The 17,263-nt window shown below is 67.9% G+C and carries 17 protein-coding genes; 10 read left to right on the forward strand and 7 right to left on the reverse strand.

What is annotated here, in order from left to right:
- Nucleotides 1–42: 42 nt before the first annotated feature.
- From pstS to E3T28_RS04315, 5 genes are all read right to left on the reverse strand, one after another.
- Nucleotides 43–1,131: a phosphate ABC transporter substrate-binding protein PstS gene (pstS, locus tag E3T28_RS04295; protein ID WP_134428275.1), complete on the reverse strand. Its 1,089-nt coding sequence runs from the start codon at nucleotides 1,129–1,131 to the stop codon at nucleotides 43–45.
- A gap of 174 nt (nucleotides 1,132–1,305) precedes the next feature.
- A complete protein-coding gene (locus E3T28_RS04300) occupies nucleotides 1,306–2,244 on the reverse strand; it encodes an NUDIX hydrolase (RefSeq protein WP_134428277.1) in 939 nt (312 codons plus the stop codon).
- Nucleotides 2,241–4,415, reverse strand: coding sequence for an RNA degradosome polyphosphate kinase (locus E3T28_RS04305; protein ID WP_134428279.1), 2,175 nt, complete (start codon nucleotides 4,413–4,415; stop codon nucleotides 2,241–2,243). The genes E3T28_RS04300 and E3T28_RS04305 overlap by 4 nt, the downstream gene beginning before the upstream one ends.
- A 56-nt stretch (nucleotides 4,416–4,471) precedes the next feature.
- A complete protein-coding gene (gene mshD / locus E3T28_RS04310; RefSeq protein WP_241979158.1) occupies nucleotides 4,472–5,395 on the reverse strand; it encodes a mycothiol synthase in 924 nt (307 codons plus the stop codon).
- The gene (locus tag E3T28_RS04315) at nucleotides 5,370–6,062 is read right to left on the reverse strand and encodes a response regulator transcription factor (protein ID WP_134428283.1); all 693 of its coding nucleotides are present in this window, start codon (nucleotides 6,060–6,062) and stop codon (nucleotides 5,370–5,372) included. The genes mshD and E3T28_RS04315 overlap by 26 nt, the downstream gene beginning before the upstream one ends.
- Before the next feature lie 74 nt (nucleotides 6,063–6,136).
- On the opposite strand from E3T28_RS04315, the gene E3T28_RS04320 reads away from it, so the two are divergent.
- The 4 genes from E3T28_RS04320 (at nucleotide 6,137) to E3T28_RS04335 (ending at nucleotide 9,278) form a co-directional block, all read left to right on the forward strand.
- Entirely contained in the window at nucleotides 6,137–6,400 is a 264-nt protein-coding gene (locus E3T28_RS04320) for a hypothetical protein (protein WP_134428285.1), read from the forward strand.
- A 216-nt stretch (nucleotides 6,401–6,616) separates the two neighbouring features.
- Nucleotides 6,617–7,231, forward strand: coding sequence for a heme-binding beta-barrel domain-containing protein (locus tag E3T28_RS04325; RefSeq protein WP_134428287.1), 615 nt, complete (start codon nucleotides 6,617–6,619; stop codon nucleotides 7,229–7,231).
- Between the two features lie 65 nt (nucleotides 7,232–7,296).
- On the forward strand, nucleotides 7,297–8,484 hold the full coding sequence (gene ygfZ / locus E3T28_RS04330; RefSeq protein WP_134428289.1) for a CAF17-like 4Fe-4S cluster assembly/insertion protein YgfZ: 1,188 nt from the start codon (nucleotides 7,297–7,299) through the stop codon (nucleotides 8,482–8,484).
- Between the two features lie 41 nt (nucleotides 8,485–8,525).
- Entirely contained in the window at nucleotides 8,526–9,278 is a 753-nt protein-coding gene (locus E3T28_RS04335) for a phosphoglyceromutase (protein ID WP_134428291.1), read from the forward strand.
- Between the two features lie 87 nt (nucleotides 9,279–9,365).
- Here E3T28_RS04335 and phoU read toward each other — a convergent pair whose 3' ends face one another.
- Complete coding sequence (gene phoU / locus E3T28_RS04340) at nucleotides 9,366–10,022, reverse strand: phosphate signaling complex protein PhoU (protein WP_134428293.1); 657 nt, start codon at nucleotides 10,020–10,022, stop codon at nucleotides 9,366–9,368.
- Between the two features lie 181 nt (nucleotides 10,023–10,203).
- On the opposite strand from phoU, the gene E3T28_RS04345 reads away from it, so the two are divergent.
- Together E3T28_RS04345 and E3T28_RS04350 are read left to right on the forward strand one after the other, a co-directional pair.
- The gene (locus E3T28_RS04345; protein ID WP_134428295.1) at nucleotides 10,204–11,358 is read left to right on the forward strand and encodes a sensor histidine kinase; all 1,155 of its coding nucleotides are present in this window, start codon (nucleotides 10,204–10,206) and stop codon (nucleotides 11,356–11,358) included.
- Nucleotides 11,355–12,035, forward strand: a complete 681-nt coding sequence (locus tag E3T28_RS04350) for a response regulator transcription factor (RefSeq protein WP_134428297.1) — start codon at nucleotides 11,355–11,357, stop codon at nucleotides 12,033–12,035. Before E3T28_RS04345 ends, E3T28_RS04350 begins: the two co-directional genes overlap by 4 nt.
- A gap of 187 nt (nucleotides 12,036–12,222) precedes the next feature.
- Here E3T28_RS04350 and E3T28_RS04355 read toward each other — a convergent pair whose 3' ends face one another.
- Nucleotides 12,223–12,699 carry a hypothetical protein gene (locus tag E3T28_RS04355; RefSeq protein WP_134428299.1) on the reverse strand — a complete coding sequence of 159 codons (477 nt, stop codon included), beginning with the start codon at nucleotides 12,697–12,699 and terminating at the stop codon, nucleotides 12,223–12,225.
- Between the two features lie 163 nt (nucleotides 12,700–12,862).
- On the opposite strand from E3T28_RS04355, the gene E3T28_RS04360 reads away from it, so the two are divergent.
- From E3T28_RS04360 to rlmB, 4 genes are all read left to right on the forward strand, one after another.
- Entirely contained in the window at nucleotides 12,863–13,345 is a 483-nt protein-coding gene (locus tag E3T28_RS04360) for a CarD family transcriptional regulator (protein WP_104100144.1), read from the forward strand.
- 158 nt (nucleotides 13,346–13,503) lie between these two features.
- Nucleotides 13,504–14,742 carry a 2-C-methyl-D-erythritol 4-phosphate cytidylyltransferase gene (gene ispD, locus E3T28_RS04365; protein WP_134428301.1) on the forward strand — a complete coding sequence of 413 codons (1,239 nt, stop codon included), beginning with the start codon at nucleotides 13,504–13,506 and terminating at the stop codon, nucleotides 14,740–14,742.
- Nucleotides 14,739–16,154, forward strand: coding sequence for a cysteine--tRNA ligase (gene cysS, locus E3T28_RS04370; protein ID WP_134428303.1), 1,416 nt, complete (start codon nucleotides 14,739–14,741; stop codon nucleotides 16,152–16,154). The genes ispD and cysS overlap by 4 nt, the downstream gene beginning before the upstream one ends.
- Nucleotides 16,154–17,260, forward strand: coding sequence for a 23S rRNA (guanosine(2251)-2'-O)-methyltransferase RlmB (gene rlmB, locus E3T28_RS04375; protein ID WP_134428305.1), 1,107 nt, complete (start codon nucleotides 16,154–16,156; stop codon nucleotides 17,258–17,260). Before cysS ends, rlmB begins: the two co-directional genes overlap by 1 nt.
- Nucleotides 17,261–17,263: the final 3 nt, after the last annotated feature.

The following is a 17,263-nucleotide window of genomic DNA, read 5'->3' on the forward strand; positions in this document are numbered from 1 at the left end:
GCGAGCACAGGGTCGGGCAGCTGTAAAGCGGTGGAGCGGGTGCTACTTGATGGTCTCGAGAACCGCTGCGACCTTGTCCTGCAGTTCGGTCGTCATCGGTGCGGCGCCGGCGGATGCCTCAGCCTCGGCCTGTCCTTCGGCGCTGGCCATGTAGCCGACGTAGGCCTTGACGAGCTCGGCCTGGGCGGCGTCGGCGTACTCGGTGCAGACAACCGCGTAGCTGACCAGAACGAGCGGGTACTCTTCCGGGTTGGTGGTCGTGCGGTTGAGGTCGAACGCGAGGTCGTTGGCTTCGCGGCCCTCGACCATGGGCGAACCGTCGACGACGGCGGCGGCGGCTTCGGCGGTGTACGCGACGAACTCGTCACCGACCTTGAGCTTGGCGACCCCGAGGTCGCCGGCACGCGAGGCGTCGGCGTAGCCGATGGTGCCCACGCCGTTGGTGACGGCGTCGACGACACCCGAGGTGCCCTGGGCGCCCTCACCGGTCTGGAACGGGAACGTGTCGGAGGCCTTCTCGGTCCACACGTCCGGCGCGTTCTGGCCGAGGTAGTCCGCGAAGTTCTTCGTGGTGCCCGAGTCGTCCGAGCGGTGCACGGCGGTGATCGCGGTCGACGGGAGCGAGACGCCCTCGTTCAATGCGACCAGGGCCGGGTCGTTCCAGGTGGTGATGGTGCCGGCGAAGATCTTGGCCAGCGTGTCGGCGTCGACATTGAGGTCGTCGACCCCTTCGACGTTGAAGATCACGGCGATCGGGGAAATGTACGTGGGCAGGTCGACCGCGGTGGTGTCCGCTGCGCAGGAAGCAAAGGTGCCGGCGAGTTCTTCATCGCTCAGGTAGGAGTCGGAGCCTGCGAAGTCCAGGCCACCGGCGATGAACGCCTCGCGACCCGCGCCGGAACCGGACGGGTCGTAGTTGATGGTGACGTCGGGGTTCGAAGTCTGGAAGGCGGCGATCCAGGCTTCCTGGGCTGAGCCCTGGGAGGAGGCGCCGCCGGCGTTGATCGTGCCGGTGAGGGCGCTGGCGGAGTCGGACTCCGGTGCGGCGCCTTCATTCGCGGCGCAGGAAGACAGAGCAAGAGCGGCGACGACGGCGATGACCGCGGGTCGGCCAAAACGCGTGAAATTCACAGAGATCCCTTTCGAGGGTTTTTTCAGAAAAGTGACTGCAAGTTCGAGGCCGGTGCTGGCCTCGGGATGACCATATTCCGCCGGGTTAACGACACCCCTGCGAAAAGGTTAACGGCGGGTGAACGCGGCGGGGCAGGGCAGGACAAGCAGCCGGTGATTCAGTGAAATGCCTGGTCAGTAGACAGGCGAATGAGTCTCAATCGCGACAATCCCCGCGCTCGGATTGTCGGCGGACAGGTGCACCACCGAGAAAGACCCCGTTTCGAGGGCCGCCGCGTCGGAGATGTACGCGCCGTGGGTGGTCCCGGTGGCCAGCGCGATCTCGTGCAGGATCTCGGGGAGAACCGGCCCGTGGCTGCAGATGACGGCCGTCTTGCGCGACCGCACCCGCTTGCCGATGCCCGAACGGACATCCGCCAGGCCCTGCTGGAACGCGTCCTGGCTGTAGCGGTCGGTGCGCTTGATCTCGATGCCGGTGGCCGCCGCGAGCGGGGCGACGGTGGTCACGCAGCGGGTCGCCGTGCTCGACACGATCCGCAGGGGCTGCCAGGCGGTGATCGTGGGCACGATCGCGGCGGCCTGCTTGACGCCACGCTCGGTCAGCGGGCGGCTGCAGTCGGGGCCGTCCCAGTTGCCGGGCTGCACGGCCCTGCCGTGGCGCAGCGCGATCAGGGCGAAGGTGCGCGTGACACCGGTGTCCACGAGCTTGGCGAACGCGTCGATGATCTCCACGTCGGGCGTGTAGCTGAGATAGGTGCGGGCCTTCTTGATGGTGACCCACTCGATCGCTGCGACCTCGCCGTTGGGCACGAAGGTCGAGTGCTGGATGGCCTCGGTCGAGATCTCCGCGGCCCAGTAATGCACGATCTTCTCGCGACCATTGAGCAGCGAATAGGTGGAGACGCCCAGTGGCACTCCGAGGGCCACGGCCAGGCCGGTCTCCTCCTCGATCTCGCGCACGGCCGTCTGCGGCAGGGTCTCGCCCGGGTCGACCTTCCCCTTGGGGATGGTCACGTCGCCGTACACGGTGCGGTGGATCAGGAGAACGTGGATCTTGCCGTCGATCAGGCGCCAGCAGACGGCGCCCGCGGCGTAGACCGCGGGGTCGCTCATCGGCGGCCCGTCGGGCGCTTGCGGTGGGAGATCTGCTGCATGAGCCGGTCCTGCATGTCGTCGAGCGGGTGGCCGGAGTCGTCCAGGTGGTGGCGCGTCCATTCGCCCGAACTGTCCAGCCACCACGATGAGGTGCGGTCGTCCATCGCCCGGGTGAAGAGGGCGTCGATTTCGGCGAGGTGGTCAGGGTCGACGAGGCGCACCAGGGCCTCGACCCGGCGGTCGAGGTTGCGGTGCATCATGTCGGCGCTGCCGATGTAGACCTGCGTGTCGCCATTGGTGTGGAACGAGAAGATCCGGGAGTGCTCCAGGTACCGTCCGAGAATCGAACGCACCTTGATGGTCTCGCTCATCCCGGGGACCCCGGGCTTCAGGCTGCAGATGCCGCGCACCCAGATCTCGATCGGGACACGCGCCTGGCTGGCCCGGTAGAGCGCGTCGATGATGGCCTCGTCGACCATGGAATTCACCTTGATCCGGATGCCCGACGGTTTGCCGGCCTGGGCGGCCGCGGTTTCCGCAGCGATGCTCTTCAGCAGGCCACGGCGCAGGTGCAGGGGAGCGACCAGCAGGCGCTTGAACTTCTTCTCGATCGCGTAGCCGGAGAGTTCGTTGAACAGACGTGTGAGGTCCTTGCCGACCTGCGGGTCCGTTGTGAGCAGCCCGAGGTCTTCGTAGAGCCGGCTGGTCTTGGGGTTGTAGTTGCCGGTGCCGATGTGGCTGTAGTGGCGGAGCACGCCGTTTTCGTTCCGCACCACGAGGGCGAGCTTGCAGTGCGTCTTCAGGCCCACGAGTCCGTAGACCACGTGCACGCCGGCCTTCTCCAGCTTGCGGGCCCAGGTGATGTTGGCCTGCTCGTCGAAGCGGGCCTTGATCTCCACCAGGGCGAGCACCTGCTTGCCCGATTCGGCGGCCGCGATGAGTGCCTCCACGATGGGGCTGTCGCCGGAGGTGCGGTACAGGGTCTGCTTGATGGCGAGCACGTCCGGGTCGGCCGCCGCCTGCTCGAGGAACGCCTGCACGCTGGTCGCGAACGATTCGTACGGGTGGTGCAGCAGGATGTCCCGCCGCGAGATGGCACTGAAGATGTCCGGTTCCGCGTTCGGCTCCGGGGCCAGCAGCTGCACGGCCGTCGTCGGCACATGTTTCACGTAGCGCAGGTCCGGCCGGTCGATCCGCAGGTCGAACAGGCCGCCCAGGTCGAGCGGGGCCGGCAGGCGATACACCTCCTGCTCGGTGACGTCCAGCTCGCGCACGAGCAGGCCGAGGGTCACCTCGTCCATGTCCTCGGTGATCTCGAGCCGAATGGGCGGGCCGAACCGGCGGCGCAGCAGCTCCTTCTCGAGAGCCTTGATCAGGTTCTCGGTCTCGTCCTCTTCGATCTCGACGTCTTCGTTGCGGGTGACCCGGAAGATGTGGTGCTCGAGGATGTCCATGCCAGGGAACAGGTCCCCGAGGTGGTTCGCGATCAGGTCCTCCAGCGTGATGAAGCGCACACTGTCGGCCTTCTCGCGGCGGTCCACGCGCACGAAGCGGGGGAGCATGGTGGGCACCTTGAGCCGGGCGAACTCCTGCTTGCCGGTCTTGGAATTGCGCACCCGGACCGCGAGGTTGAGCGAGAGCCCGGAGATGTAGGGGAACGGATGCACCGGGTCGACCGCCAGCGGCATCAGCACCGGGAAAATCTGGTTCGAGAAGTAATCGCGCAGCGAACGGCGGTCGGCGTCGTCGAGGGTGTCCCAGTTGACGATATCGATCCCGGCCCCGGCGAGGGCCGGGCTGACGAGGTCCTGGAAGGCGTGGGCGTGCCGGTCCTGCAGCACATGGGCCATGGCAGAGATATCGGAGAGGGCGTCCTGCGGGGCGCGCCCGATGTTGGTCGGCACGGCCAGCCCGGTGAGGATGCGTCGTTTCAGGCCGGCAACCCGCACCATGAAGAACTCGTCGAGGTTGCTGGCGAAGATCGCCAGGAAGTTCGCCCGTTCGAGAACAGGGAGATCGGGATCCTCCGCGAGCTCGAGTACCCGCTGGTTGAAGGCCAGCCAGCTCAGTTCCCGGTCGAGGTAGCGCTCGGTGGGGAGCGCCGGATCGTTCTCGCCGATCAGGGGATCGAAATCATCGTCAAAGTCGCTGCCCAGGCCCGAGTCGGTCTGGATGTTGTCGCCGTCCATTCGTCCATCTTGACACTGCCGACCGCGCGAATGCGACGATCTTGGATGAACACTCGTTAACGCGGGCGCCGGCGGTACTGGACATCAACGGTTCGCTCCGTGAAACCGATCGAACGGTACAGAGCGACCGCGGCGGCGCTATCGGCCTCCACGTAGAGGTCGGCAGTGCGGCAGCCGCGTTCGCGGAGGCGGTCGAGTCCGGCCAGCATCAGTCGGCGGCCGACGCCGCGACCGGCGGCATCCGGGTGCACGCCGACGACGTAGATCTCGCCCACCGGGGAGTCCGGCTCGATTTTGACCCAGTTGTAGCCGATCATCCGTTCAGTGCCGGCCTCGCGGGCCACCAGGAAGTCGACGGCCGAGAACCACGGTTCGGCCTGGCGGGCGGCCAGATCGCTCACGGTCAGCGCCCCCTGCTCCGGGTGCGCGGCGAACACCAGAGCGTTCAGCGCCACCCACTCGCCGTCGTCCTGGCCGGGCCGGAATGCGTCGATCCGAAGATCGGCACGGATGCCGGCGCGGGCTGGGTCTCCGGGCTCGGCCGCGGCACCGGCCGGCGCCGCCGTCGACAGGTCCATTCGCAACTGCAACAGGGTGCGCTCGGCTGTGAACCCGAAACGGTCGGCGAGCACCCGGGCGGCGGGGTGGTCGCCGTGCGACCAGATTTGAAGGTCCCCGGTGGCGTCGGCCAGGAGAGCGGCCAGGGCGGCCGCGCCGTGCCCGAGCCGACGCCGGGACGGTTCGACCACGAGGTCGAGTTCGCCGGCGCCGAGGATGCCCGCGCCGACGACGGCGTCCTCGCCCGCGTCCTCGCTGTCCATGACCAGGAACGGGGTGCGGTGTCCGGCTGCCACGTCGAAGAGGGACTGCTCGTTGAACGGCGCGTAGCCGTCGGCCCGGGTGGCGGCGGCGCCGACCCGGTGGAACTCGGCCGCGAAGGCGGCATCCGTCAGATCAGGCGCGAACCGGATGAATGCCACGGGTACCGTCCTGTTCCTGCACATTGAACCGGTAGCCGACGTTGCGCACCGTGCCGATCAGGGATTCCTGGACGCCCAGTTTCGCCCGCAGCCGCCGCACGTGCACGTCCACGGTGCGGGTGCCGCCGAAGTAGTCGTAACCCCAGACCTCGCTGAGCAGCTGCTCGCGGGTGAAGACCCGCGACGGGTGGGCGGTCAGAAAGCGCAGGAGTTCGAATTCCTTGTAGGTGAGGTCCAGCGGCCGGCCGTGCACCTTGGCGGAGTAGCTGGCTTCGTCGATGACCACCCCGGCGACGCGGATGGTGGCGGACTCCTCCGCGCGGGGCACGCGCCCGGCGGCGAGACGGATGCGCGCGTCCACCTCGGCCGGCCCGGCCGTCTCGAGGATGACGTCGTCGACGCCCCAGTCCGGGCTCACCGCGGCCAGGCCGCCCTCCGTGATCACGAGGAGCAGCGGGACCGTGCTTCCCGTGGTGCGCAGAATCTGGCAGAGCGACTTGGCCGCCATGAGATTGGAACGGGCGTCTACGAGCATCAGGTCGGCGTCGGGCGCGGTCACGAGCTGTTCCGGCTGTGCGGGGATGACGCGCGTACCGTGTGACAGCAAGGCGAGAGCAGGAAGGACATCACTGTTGACCGCCGAGGTCAGGATCAACAATTGGGCCACGCGCACCCTCCAAGGATTGTGCGGCTAATCCTAGCGTGCCACGGAAAGGGTCCCAGGCAAGGCAGAATGGGAGGGTGAGCTGGCAGTGGAAGAGCGTCGTCGTGGTGTGGTCGTTCGCGCTCGCCTGCGCCGTGTTGACCGGCTGGCTGTCCCTTTCCGGCCAACACTTGGTCTGGATCAGCCTCGCCTTCGCCGGCTGCACGATCGGAACGCTGAGCGTGCAGCTCGCGACCGGACGCAAGGAAGGCTATGTGGATCGGGTGACCACCAGCCTCGTCGGAGCCGTGGCCGTGCTTGCCGCCGCCACCGGAATCTTCGCTCTGACCGGGCTTCTCTGACACTGAATCGACTCTGCTCCGCCTCTGCGAGGTACGGCCTGGTTCCGTACGGCCTGCCGCGGGGTTATCGGTCGCCGGCGGACTAGAATGGATCGCATGTCAATCCTCGCTATCGAAATCTTCTTCCTGGGGCTGCTCGCGCTGGCGAGCCTGTCGATCGCCTGGGTGTCCGGACTGGTCCTGTTCAAGCTGTACCGGGGGCAGCGGTAGCCTTCGATGTTTGAGCTCCCCACTCAACTCCCCTCCGAACTCGTGCCGCTGTCGTGGCTGCTCGGGGTGTGGGAGGGGTCGGGAGTCATCGACTACCAGGTCGGCGAGGAATCGGTCAGCCAAGAGTTCGGCCACCGGTTGAGCTTCAGCCACGACGGCTTGCCGCATCTGAACTACAGCTCTTATACCTGGCTCGAACCCGCGCCCGGCTCCGTCGGCGACGAGAAGACTCCGCTGATGACGGAAACCGGGTATTGGCGGCTGAGCCGTACCCAGGGGCTCGGCGATCCCGGTCCGGGACTGCTGCCGGCCGTGGGCGAGCATCCGTTCGTCACCGCCGCCGCGGTCGAAACCCTCCGCAACGCGGACAACGCCTTCGACATCGACGTGACCATCGTGCACCCCGGCGGAGTCGCGGAAATCTATCTCGGCCAGGTCAAGGGCCCGCGCATCGACCTGGCGACGGATGCCGTGATGCGCACCCAGGGTGCCAAACCCTACTCCGCCGCGACGAGGCTCTACGGTCTGGTCGACGGCCACCTGCTCTGGGCCTGGGACATCGCAGCCCTCGGCCAAAGCCTGCGCACGCACGCGTCCGGCCGCCTCAAGCGGGTCGAATAGCCCGCGCGCTCCGGCGCCCCACACCCCGGCGCCCGGCGCCGAACCGTCCGTTGGAAAGAGTTCCCATGACCGATGCACCTCTGTCGCCCGGCCCCTCCCCTCAGCTCACGTCCCCGCTGCTCGAACTCGACGGCGCCGTGCAGGCCGAGAGCCTCGATGCCGGCGTGGCCGCGCACTATGGCGGACCTCTCACGGAGCAGCGCCGTCTCCTCGCCGGGGGAGCGGTCGTCGACCTGTCCCACCACGGCGTGCTGAGCGTCGCCGGCCCGGACCGGCTGACCTGGCTCAACTCCATCTCCAGCCAGGAGTTGCGCCGCCTAGCGCCGGGGGAGTGCACCGAGACGCTTCTGCTCGATCCGAACGGCCACGTCGAATACGCCATGGGGGTTGTCGACGACGGGGTCGAGACCTGGCTACTGGTCGAGGCGGCGCAATTGCCCGGGCTGCACGCGTGGCTGGACAAGATGCGTTTCACCCTGCGCGTGCAGGTCGTCGACCACACTCTCGCCTACGCCGTGATCGGGGCGATGGGTGACCCGTCGACGCTGCCGCTGACCCCGGCGGCGCCGAACGGAGTGCCGCTGGTGTGGCGCGACCCCTGGACCCAGGTCGCCACGGGCGGATACCAGTACGCGCCGGGACCCGTGCACCCGGCCGCCGCGTGGCACTGGACCGAGACCCTGGTTGCGCGCGCGTCCCTGCCTACCCTGCGCGACGCCGTGCGGAACGGCGAGGTCGGCGCCGCCGGGCTTCTCGCCCTCGAGGCCCTGCGGATCGCAGCCTGGCGCCCGCGCCGCGCCACGGAGGTCGACGAGAAGAGCCTGCCGCACGAACTCGACTGGCTTCGCAGCGCCGTGCACCTGAACAAGGGCTGCTACCGCGGCCAGGAGACCGTGGCCAAGGTGCACAACCTCGGGCATCCGCCGCGCCGGCTGGTGCTGCTGCACCTCGACGGCTCCGATGCGGTGCTCCCCGTGCACGGCGACGAGGTGCAGGCGGTGAAGCAGCTGGCCGATGGAACGACCGAGCACCGCGGAATCGGCAAGATCACCTCCAGCGCCATCCACTACGAGCTCGGCCCGATCGCGCTCGCCACGGTCAAGCGCACCGTGCCGGCCACGGTCACCCTGTACGTGGCATCCCAGGGCATCCTCGTCGCGGCCGCCCAGGAGGTCATCGTGCCGCAGTCGGCCGGCTCGGTCGCCGACATCCCGCGCCTGCCCCGGCTCGGCATCCGCACGCCCGGACGCTGACTCCGCCCCGGCGCGCCCGCCACGTCGGTAGAGTTGGACGCATGTCAGATGCATACAATCTCATCCTTCTCCGTCACGGCCAAAGCCTATGGAACCAAGAAAACCTCTTCACCGGCTGGGTGGATGTCAGGCTGAGCGAGCAGGGCGCGGGCGAAGCCAAGCGTGCCGGCGAGCTTCTCGCCGAGTCAGGCCTGCTGCCCGACATCCTGCACACCTCATTACTTACCCGCGCCATCCAGACCGCGAACATCGCGCTCGAGGAAGCCGACCGGCTGTGGATCGACGTCAAGCGTTCCTGGCGTCTTAACGAGCGCCACTACGGCGCCCTGCAGGGCCTCGACAAGGCGGAGACCCTCGCCAAGTTCGGTCCCGAGCAGTTCCAGCTGTGGCGTCGCTCGTTCGATGTGCCGCCGCCCGTGCTGGCCGACGACTCACAGTGGTCTCAGGCTCACGACGCACGGTACGCGGCCCTGGGTGACGACCTGCCCCGCACCGAATGCCTTAGCGACGTCGTCGACCGGATGCTGCCCTACTGGGAATCCGACATCACTCCCGACCTGCGTGCGGGCAAGACGGTTCTCGTCACCGCCCACGGCAACTCGCTGCGTGCGCTGGTCAAGCACCTCGACGGCATCAGCGACGCGGACATCGCCGAGCTGAACATCCCCACCGGGATCCCTCTGGTCTACCGTCTCGGTGCCGACATGATGCCGCTCGGCCCCGGCCGTTACCTTGACCCCGAGGCTGCTGCAGCCGGTGCCGCAGCGGTCGCGGCCCAGGGCAACAAGAAGTAGTCCCTCTCACCCACCACGAACGAGAAAGCCCCGGAAGCGATCGCTTCCGGGGCTTTCTCGTTCGTGCGCTGCGGGACCGCCGGGACCCTAGGCGCTCGTGTTCTGCTGCCAGGCGCCGGTGCCGAGGTACTGCACCTTCTTCGCGATCGAGACCGCGTGGTCGGCGAAGCGCTCGTGGTAGCGGCTGGCGAGGGTGGAGTCGACCGTGTCGGCCGCCTGGCCCTTCCACGTCGCCCCGAGCACGGCGTCGAACACGCTGAGGTGCAACGCATCGACCTTGTCGTCTTCGTTGCGGATGGTCTCGGCCAGAACCATGTCCTCATTGGTCAGGAGCTCGGTCAGCATGAGCGCGATCGCCGTGACGAGCGTGCCCATCTCCGCGAACGTGCCGCGCAGGCTCTTCGGCACGACCTTGTCGGGGAACCGGTAGCGGGCCAACTGCGCGATGTGGGTGGACAGATCGCCCATCCGTTCGAGCGAGGCACTGATACGCAGGGCGCTGACGACGATCCGCAGGTCGCGTGCGACCGGCTGCTGGCGGGCGAGGATCGTGATTGCCAGTTCATCGAGTTCGATGGTCAGCTCGTCGATCTTCTCGTCTTCGGTGATCGCTTCCTCGGCCAGGCCGACGTCGGATTCGTTGAAGGCGCGCGTCGCCTTGTCGATGGAGATCGCCACGAGACGGGAGATCTCGACGAGGCGATCCTGCACTTCGGCGAGTTCCTGCTGGAATACTTCACGCATGGTGTGTGGTCCTTCCTGGGCGCGCGTAACGCGCAGACACGTGAGACCTGCCCGGCCTCCACCGAATCATGGGGGAGCGAGGTTAACGGCAGGTGCCGTGGTCTTGAACACTACCCAAAGTAGCCTGCGCGTTGCGACGGCCATGTCACCCGCCCGGAATAAGTGTCAGTAATCTGGATAAATGGAATCCACAGGGCTTGTGCTGCTGGCGCTGGCTCTCGGCCTCACTGTCGGTGCCGGATTCATGACGCTGTTGCACGTGGCAGAACGCCACGGCCGGCGCGCCGCCGAGGTGGTGAACCCGGCCGTCCCCGACGGGATCGACCAGGTGCTCGACGCTCTCGAGACGGCCGGGGCCGTGGTCGACCCGTCCAACAACGTGATCAAGGCATCCCAGGCCGCGGTGTCCATGGGGCTGGTCTGGAACCGGCAGCTGGTGCACACCGAGCTCCTGGACCTGATCAGCCAGGTGCGCCGTTCCGGTGAGCCGATCTCGGAGAACCTGGTTCTCTCCCGCGGACCGTTCGGCGATGCCAGCATGCGCGTGCGGGTGCGCCTGGCCCGGTTGGGAACACGCTATGTCCTGGTGCTGGCGGAGGACCGCACCGAGGCCTTCCGACTCGACGAGGTTCGCCGCGACTTCGTCGCCAACATCAGCCATGAGCTGAAGACGCCCATCGCCGCCGTAGGACTGCTGGCCGAGGCGCTCAACCAGGCGGCCGACGAACCGGTGCAGGTGCGCCGCTTCGCGAACCGCCTCACCACCGAGTCCGGGCGGCTCACCCGCCTGACCCAGGAGATCATCGAACTGTCCCGCCTGCAGGCGCAGGACTCCCTCACCGAGCCCGAGATCGTCAACGTCGACGCCATCGTGGCCGCGGCGGTGGACCAGAGCCGGGTCACGGCGGAGGCGGACCAGATCACGATCGCCGTGGGCAAGAAATCGGGTGCCGAGGTCAGCGGCGACGATCGGCTCCTCGTGATGGCCGTGCACAATCTCGTGGCCAACGCCGTGAACTACTCGGCGGAGGGTTCCCGGGTCGGGGTCGGCGTGCGCAAGAACGCCGGAGTCGTCGAAATCAGCGTGACCGACCAGGGCGTGGGCATCGAGGAAGCCGATCTCGATCGGATCTTCGAACGATTCTTCCGCGTCGACCAGGCCCGGTCGCGGCACACCGGCGGCACGGGGCTCGGCCTTGCGATCGTCAAACACATCGTTCAGATCCACGGCGGCGACATTCGCGTCTGGTCGCAGCCGGGTAGCGGTTCGACCTTCACCATCCGCCTCCCGGAGGCGCCGCACCCCGCTCCGGCGGCGATAGGAGACACCCCATGACCCACATCCTTCTGGTCGAAGACGAGAGCGCGCTCAGTGAGCCGCTCAGCTTCCTGCTCGAGCGGGAGGGATACGAGGTCACCGTCGCCGAAGACGGGCCGAGCGCCATCACGGAGTTCGACCGCACCGGCGCGGACCTGATTCTGCTCGACCTCATGCTTCCCGGCATCCCGGGCACGGAGGTGTGCCGGGAGATCCGCACGCGGTCGTCGGTGCCGATCATCATGCTGACCGCCAAGGACTCCGAGGTCGATATCGTCGTCGGGCTCGAGCTCGGCGCCGACGACTACGTCACCAAGCCGTATTCGACCCGGGAACTGCTCGCCCGCATCCGTGCCGTCTCCAGACGCCGCACCGACGAGGTCGGCGAGGACCTGAGCCTGCTGTCGGCGGGCACCGTGCGGATGGACACCGAGCGGCACACCGTGACGGTGTCCGGCGAGATCGTGAACCTGCCGTTGAAGGAATTCGAGTTGCTGGAGTTCCTGCTCCGCAACGCCGGCCGGGTGCTCACCCGAGGCCAGCTGATCGACCGGGTCTGGGGCAGCGACTACTTCGGCGATACCAAGACCCTGGACGTGCACATCAAGCGAATCAGGTCACGGATTGAGGCCACGCCGTCCGATCCGGCCATGCTGGTCACCGTGCGCGGCCTCGGCTACCGCTTCGACGCCTGAGCGGCATTCCTCCGAACGAATTCGACGGAGATTTTGCCGAAATTGGACCTAAACGGCCCGATAAGGCTGTTCCGCGGGAGAATCTCCGTCGAATTGGTTCGACGTTTAAGCAGGGACGCGGGCGGCGCACCCCGTGGGCCTGACCCTCAGCGTGTTGGGCGACCGTGAACCGGCGGTCGGCCTCGCCCTACGGGGCGGGGGTCGGCAGCAGCGTCGAGTACTCCTCGAGCGAGCCGTCGAGAACCGGGACGAGAACCTCGACGCCGGTCTCGTTGCCGTACTGGAAGAAGACCGGGAACAGCGACCCCGGTGCGACGTCGGCACTGACGGTGACCGACGGAGCATCCGTCGTGCCAATCGTGACGCTGGAGTTCGCATCCACGTTGACGTCCTGAGTGACCTTCTCGGTGCCGTCGTCATACTGCACGCTCAGGCTGTGCGCTGAGTCCCCCTTGTTGACGACGGTGACCACGAGGTTTGCGACGGCGCCGTCGTTGGAGAGGAGCATGGCGTTGCGGATGGCAAGGTCGCCGACGTTGCCGCTGACTCCGTCGCTCGCGTCGTACATTGTGGTCGTCGACTGCGGTGCCCACAGGTTGCAGCCGCTGGTACCCAATAGGATGCCGGCCGCCACGACGACGGACACGATGATTCGAGCTTTCACAACGCCTCCAACAGTTCACCGTTCCGCCTGACGGCCAAACGCTGCAAATTTAGCTTTCGCTTCAGCCTACTGGCTCCAGCCGGTCCGGACGGTGCGCGCCGAGCGCGGCGAACCCTACCATCGATGGCTGTGGTATTGTAGACGCTGCTGAAGGGATATACACATGCTGTTTGAGGTTGGCGAAACCGTCGTTTATCCCCACCATGGTGCCGCGACGATCACCGAGGTGAAGACGCGCATGGTCAAGGGTGAAGAGAAACTGTACCTGAAGCTCAACGTCACCCAAGGCGATCTGACCATCGAGGTGCCAGCCGAGAACGTCGACCTGGTCGGCGTTCGCGATGTGATCGGCCAGGAGGGTCTCGACAAGGTGTTCGAGGTGCTGCGCGCACCGTTCACCGAAGAACCCACCAACTGGTCCCGCCGGTACAAGGCCAACTTGGAAAAGCTGGCGTCCGGTGACGTCATCAAGGTGTCCGAGGTTGTTCGCGACCTGTGGCGCCGCGATCAGGACCGCGGCCTGTCCGCTGGGGAGAAGCGGATGCTGGCCAAGGCCCGCCAGATTCTGATCTCCGAGCTGGCCCTCGCCGAGAAGACAGACGAAGAGAAGGCCTCCACGGTCCTCGACGAGGTCCTGGCGTCCTAACCCACGCAACCCGAACCCACGTAGTCAGAAATGCTTTCGTTGGAAGGCGGCGCCGCGAGGTGCCGCCTTTCGCGTTTCGGGCTCCCACCGCCCGCACCACATCTTCACCCATCGTCCCGCGTCCACTCGTCGCCGACCTCACCAGATAGCCTCCAGACATGACTGAAACCCCTGCGCCAGCGGTCGCGGTCATCGTCGTCGCCGCCGGGAGCGGCAGTCGCCTCGGCCACGCCGAGCCGAAGGCGTTCGTCTCGCTGGCCGGACGCACCCTGCTCGAGCGCGCGCTGCTCTCCGTGTTCGGGATGAGGGACCCGGTGCAGGTCATCGTCGTCGCGCCCGACACCCATCTGGCCGACGCCCGCCGGATCGCCTCGGCAGTCGGCGGGGCGGCATCCGTCGCCGTGGTGGCAGGCGGAGTGACCCGGCAGGAGTCGGTGAACCGCGGACTGGCCATGCTGCACCCGGCAGTGCGCACGGTCCTGGTGCACGACGCCGCGCGCGCCCTCACCCCGGCCGCGCTCTGCGACGCAGTCGTCGACGCGGTGCGGGCCACCGGCCACGGCATCGTGCCTGGCTTGGCCGTGGTCGACACCATCAAGAGCGTTTCCGCGGCCGGCGAGATCCTGGGCACGGTGGACCGCGCCGGACTCTCCGCCGTGCAGACCCCGCAGGGTTTCCCGAGGCAGATGCTCGTCATTGCGGCTGCCGCGGCATCCGCCGGTTCGTCGCTCGAGACGAGCGACGACGCGGGAGTGGTGGCCGCGGCCGGCCACCCGGTCAGCGTCATCGCCGGTGACCCGCTCGCGTTCAAGATCACAACCCCGTGGGACCTCGCCCGGGCCGCGGCCCTGCTCGGTGCACGGCGACCGGCTGACTCCGCTCCCGGCACCGACGCCGTGCCCCGCGTGGGCACCGGGCTCGATGTGCACGCCTTCGACGACGGCTCCGAACTGTGGTTGGCCGGCCTGCACTGGCCGGGGGAGCGCGGACTGTCAGGGCACAGTGATGGCGACGCCGCCGTGCACGCAATCTGCGACGCCCTGCTCTCCGCAGCCGGGCTGGGCGATATCGGCGGCGTCTTCGGCACGTCCGATCCGCGCCTCGACGGCGCCCACGGCGATGTGTTCCTGCGCGAGACCTTGCGCCTGCTGGCGGACGCCGGGTTCCGGGTCGGCAACGTCTCGGTGCAGATCATCGGCAACCGACCCAAACTCAGTCCCCGCCGGGCCGAGGCCGAGGCTCTTCTCGGTGCGCTGCTGAACGCGCCGGTCGCCGTCTCGGCGACGACGACGGATGCCCTGGGGTTCACCGGTCGAGGAGAGGGCCTCGCCGCCATCGCCACGGCTCTCATTCTCCCGAGACGTCCGGCAGACCCTGACCTAAGCTGGGAGGTGTGACCATGCGACTCTACGATTCCAGGGCCCAGGCCCTCCGCGACTTCATACCCGTCACGCCCGGCGCGGTGGGTATCTACGTCTGCGGACCCACCGTGCAGTCCTCTCCCCACATCGGCCACCTGCGCAGCGCTCTCGTGTATGACCAGTTGCGCCGTTGGCTCACCTACCGCGGCTTCGACGTCACCTTCGTGCGAAATGTCACCGACATCGACGACAAGATCCTGGACCACGCGGCCGGCGGCACCGAGCAGTGGTGGGCACTCGCCTATCGCTACGAGCTGGAGTTCACGGCCGGATACCAGCGGCTCGGAATCCTCGCCCCCAGCTACGAACCGCGGGCGACCGCCAGCATCCAGCAGATGCAGGACCTGATCACCCGTCTGATCGAGCGCGGGCACGCGTATCCTGCCGATGACGGGTCCAGCGACGTCTACTTCGACACGGCGAACTGGGCCGACTACGGCGACCTCACCCGTCAGCGCCGCGGCGACATGGAGCCGGCAGCGGATGCCGATCCACGCGGCAAGAAAGACCCGCGGGACTTCGCCCTCTGGAAGGGCCGCAAGGCCGCCGAGCCGGAGTCCGCCTCCTGGCCGTCCCCGTGGGGAGCCGGCCGGCCCGGCTGGCATATCGAGTGCTCAGCCATGGCGTCCCGCTACCTCGGCGCCCACTTCGACATCCACGGCGGCGGGCTCGACCTGCGTTTCCCGCACCACGAGAACGAGCTGGCCCAGTCCGCCGCCGCCGGCGACGGCTTCGCGAACTACTGGGTGCACAACGGGCTGGTCAACGTGAACGGGCAGAAAATGTCCAAGTCGCTGGGCAACTCGGTCTTCGCGGCGGAGCTTCTCGATCAGGCGCGCGCCATCGTCGTGCGTTACTACCTGGGGGCGGCCCACTACCGGTCCACCATTGACTACCACGAGGGTTCCCTGGTGGAGGCCGAAGCGGCCCTCGAACGGATCGAGAGCTTCCTCGACCGCGCCGACCGCCGCTTGGCAGACACCCGTTTCGCCGGATCCGGCGTCGAAATCGTCCCCGACGAGTTCGCGTCGGCCATGGACGACGACCTGGCCGTGCCTCAGGCTCTGGCCGTTCTGCACGACACTGTGCGCACCGGCAACGCGGCCCTGGATGCCGAAGACCTGCATGCGGCGGCCGCCGCGCGGGGTCACGTGCTGGCCATGAGCGAGGTACTCGGGATCAACCCGCTCTCGTCGGGCTGGTCAGTGGCAACGGATGAACCGGCCATGATCGCACTCACGGCCCTGGTCGAGCGCCTGCTCGACGACCGCGAGATCGCAAGGCAGGGCCGCGACTACGCGGCCGCAGACCGTATCCGGGACGAGCTCGTCGCCGCCGGAATTACCATCGAAGACACCCCCTCGGGTGCCCATTGGAGTTTTGACTGATGAAGAACACAGACCGCAAGTCACGCACCGGGGCCGTGCGTAAGGGCAGCCGGGGACCGCAGGTCGGTTCCGGCGGCCAGGGACGCCAGGCGCTCGAGGGCAAGAAGCCCACACCCAAGGCGGAGGACCGCCCGTACCACCCCGCAGGCAAGCGCAAGCTCGCTCAGGACCGCTTCGTCGCGGCCGGCGGCGGCCGCAGCCGGGGCTCCGCGGGACCCAAGAGCGCGCCTCGCGCCGCCACCACCGGCAACACCGGCGGCGGCGGAGCGTCGACGCGGCGAGCCAAGCAGATCGACGAGCATGAGGTCGTGACCGGGCGCAACTCGGTGCTGGAAGCGTTGCGGGCGAAGATCCCCGCCACAGCCCTGTACATGGCCACGCGGATTGAAATGGACGTACGGGTGAAGGAAGTCCTCACCCTGGCGACGACCCGCGGCATCCCCGTGCTCGAGGTCATGCGCCCGGAGCTCGACCGTCTGGCCGGGCGAGACTCCGTGCACCAGGGCCTCGCGCTGAAGGTGCCGGCCTACGAGTACGCCGAGCCCCTCGAGCTGCTGGAACTGACGATCAGCCGCGGCCACAAGCCGCTCTTCGTCGCCCTCGACGGCATCACCGACCCCCGCAACCTCGGTGCCATCATCCGCTCGACGGCCGCGTTCGGCGGACACGGCGTGATTGTGCCGCAGCGTCGGTCCGTCGGCGTGACTGCGTCGGCGTGGAAGACCTCGGCCGGCGCCGCGGCCCGCCTGCCCGTCGCCATGGCCACCAACCTGACCCAGTCGCTCAAGGCGCTCAAGGAGCGCGGTGTGCTCGTGATCGGCCTCGCCGGAGACGGCGACACCCAGTTGCCCGAGCTCGGCATCGGGTTCGCCGAGCGCCCGATCGTGATCGTCGTCGGCAGCGAGGGCAAGGGGCTGTCCCGCCTCGTCACCGAGACCTGCGACGCGATCGTGTCGATCCCGATCAGCGCCTCGACCGAATCCCTCAATGCGGGAATCGCAGCCGGAGTGACGCTGTACGAGGTCTCCCGCCTGCGCGCGGCCGCGAAGGCCGCCAAGGCTGCGAAGCAGGCCGCCTCAGCCGCGGCGGCAGCCCCCGCCTCCTGACCC

Source organism: Cryobacterium sinapicolor (assembly GCF_004403465.1).
GTDB lineage: Bacteria > Actinomycetota > Actinomycetes > Actinomycetales > Microbacteriaceae > Cryobacterium > Cryobacterium sinapicolor.

Excerpts from the sequence above, each read along its gene's own strand:
- E3T28_RS04300 (WP_134428277.1), bottom strand. The coding sequence starts at position 2,244 with ATGAGCGACCCCGCGGTCTACGCCGCGGGCGCCGTCTGCTGGCGCCTG.
- E3T28_RS04305 (WP_134428279.1), bottom strand. The coding sequence starts at position 4,415 with ATGGACGGCGACAACATCCAGACCGACTCGGGCCTGGGCAGCGACTTT.
- E3T28_RS04325 (WP_134428287.1), top strand. The coding sequence starts at position 6,617 with ATGTTTGAGCTCCCCACTCAACTCCCCTCCGAACTCGTGCCGCTGTCG.
- ygfZ (WP_134428289.1), top strand. The coding sequence starts at position 7,297 with ATGACCGATGCACCTCTGTCGCCCGGCCCCTCCCCTCAGCTCACGTCC.
- E3T28_RS04335 (WP_134428291.1), top strand. The coding sequence starts at position 8,526 with ATGTCAGATGCATACAATCTCATCCTTCTCCGTCACGGCCAAAGCCTA.
- phoU (WP_134428293.1), bottom strand. The coding sequence starts at position 10,022 with ATGCGTGAAGTATTCCAGCAGGAACTCGCCGAAGTGCAGGATCGCCTC.
- E3T28_RS04345 (WP_134428295.1), top strand. The coding sequence starts at position 10,204 with ATGGAATCCACAGGGCTTGTGCTGCTGGCGCTGGCTCTCGGCCTCACT.
- E3T28_RS04350 (WP_134428297.1), top strand. The coding sequence starts at position 11,355 with ATGACCCACATCCTTCTGGTCGAAGACGAGAGCGCGCTCAGTGAGCCG.
- E3T28_RS04360 (WP_104100144.1), top strand. The coding sequence starts at position 12,863 with ATGCTGTTTGAGGTTGGCGAAACCGTCGTTTATCCCCACCATGGTGCC.
- ispD (WP_134428301.1), top strand. The coding sequence starts at position 13,504 with ATGACTGAAACCCCTGCGCCAGCGGTCGCGGTCATCGTCGTCGCCGCC.
- rlmB (WP_134428305.1), top strand. The coding sequence starts at position 16,154 with ATGAAGAACACAGACCGCAAGTCACGCACCGGGGCCGTGCGTAAGGGC.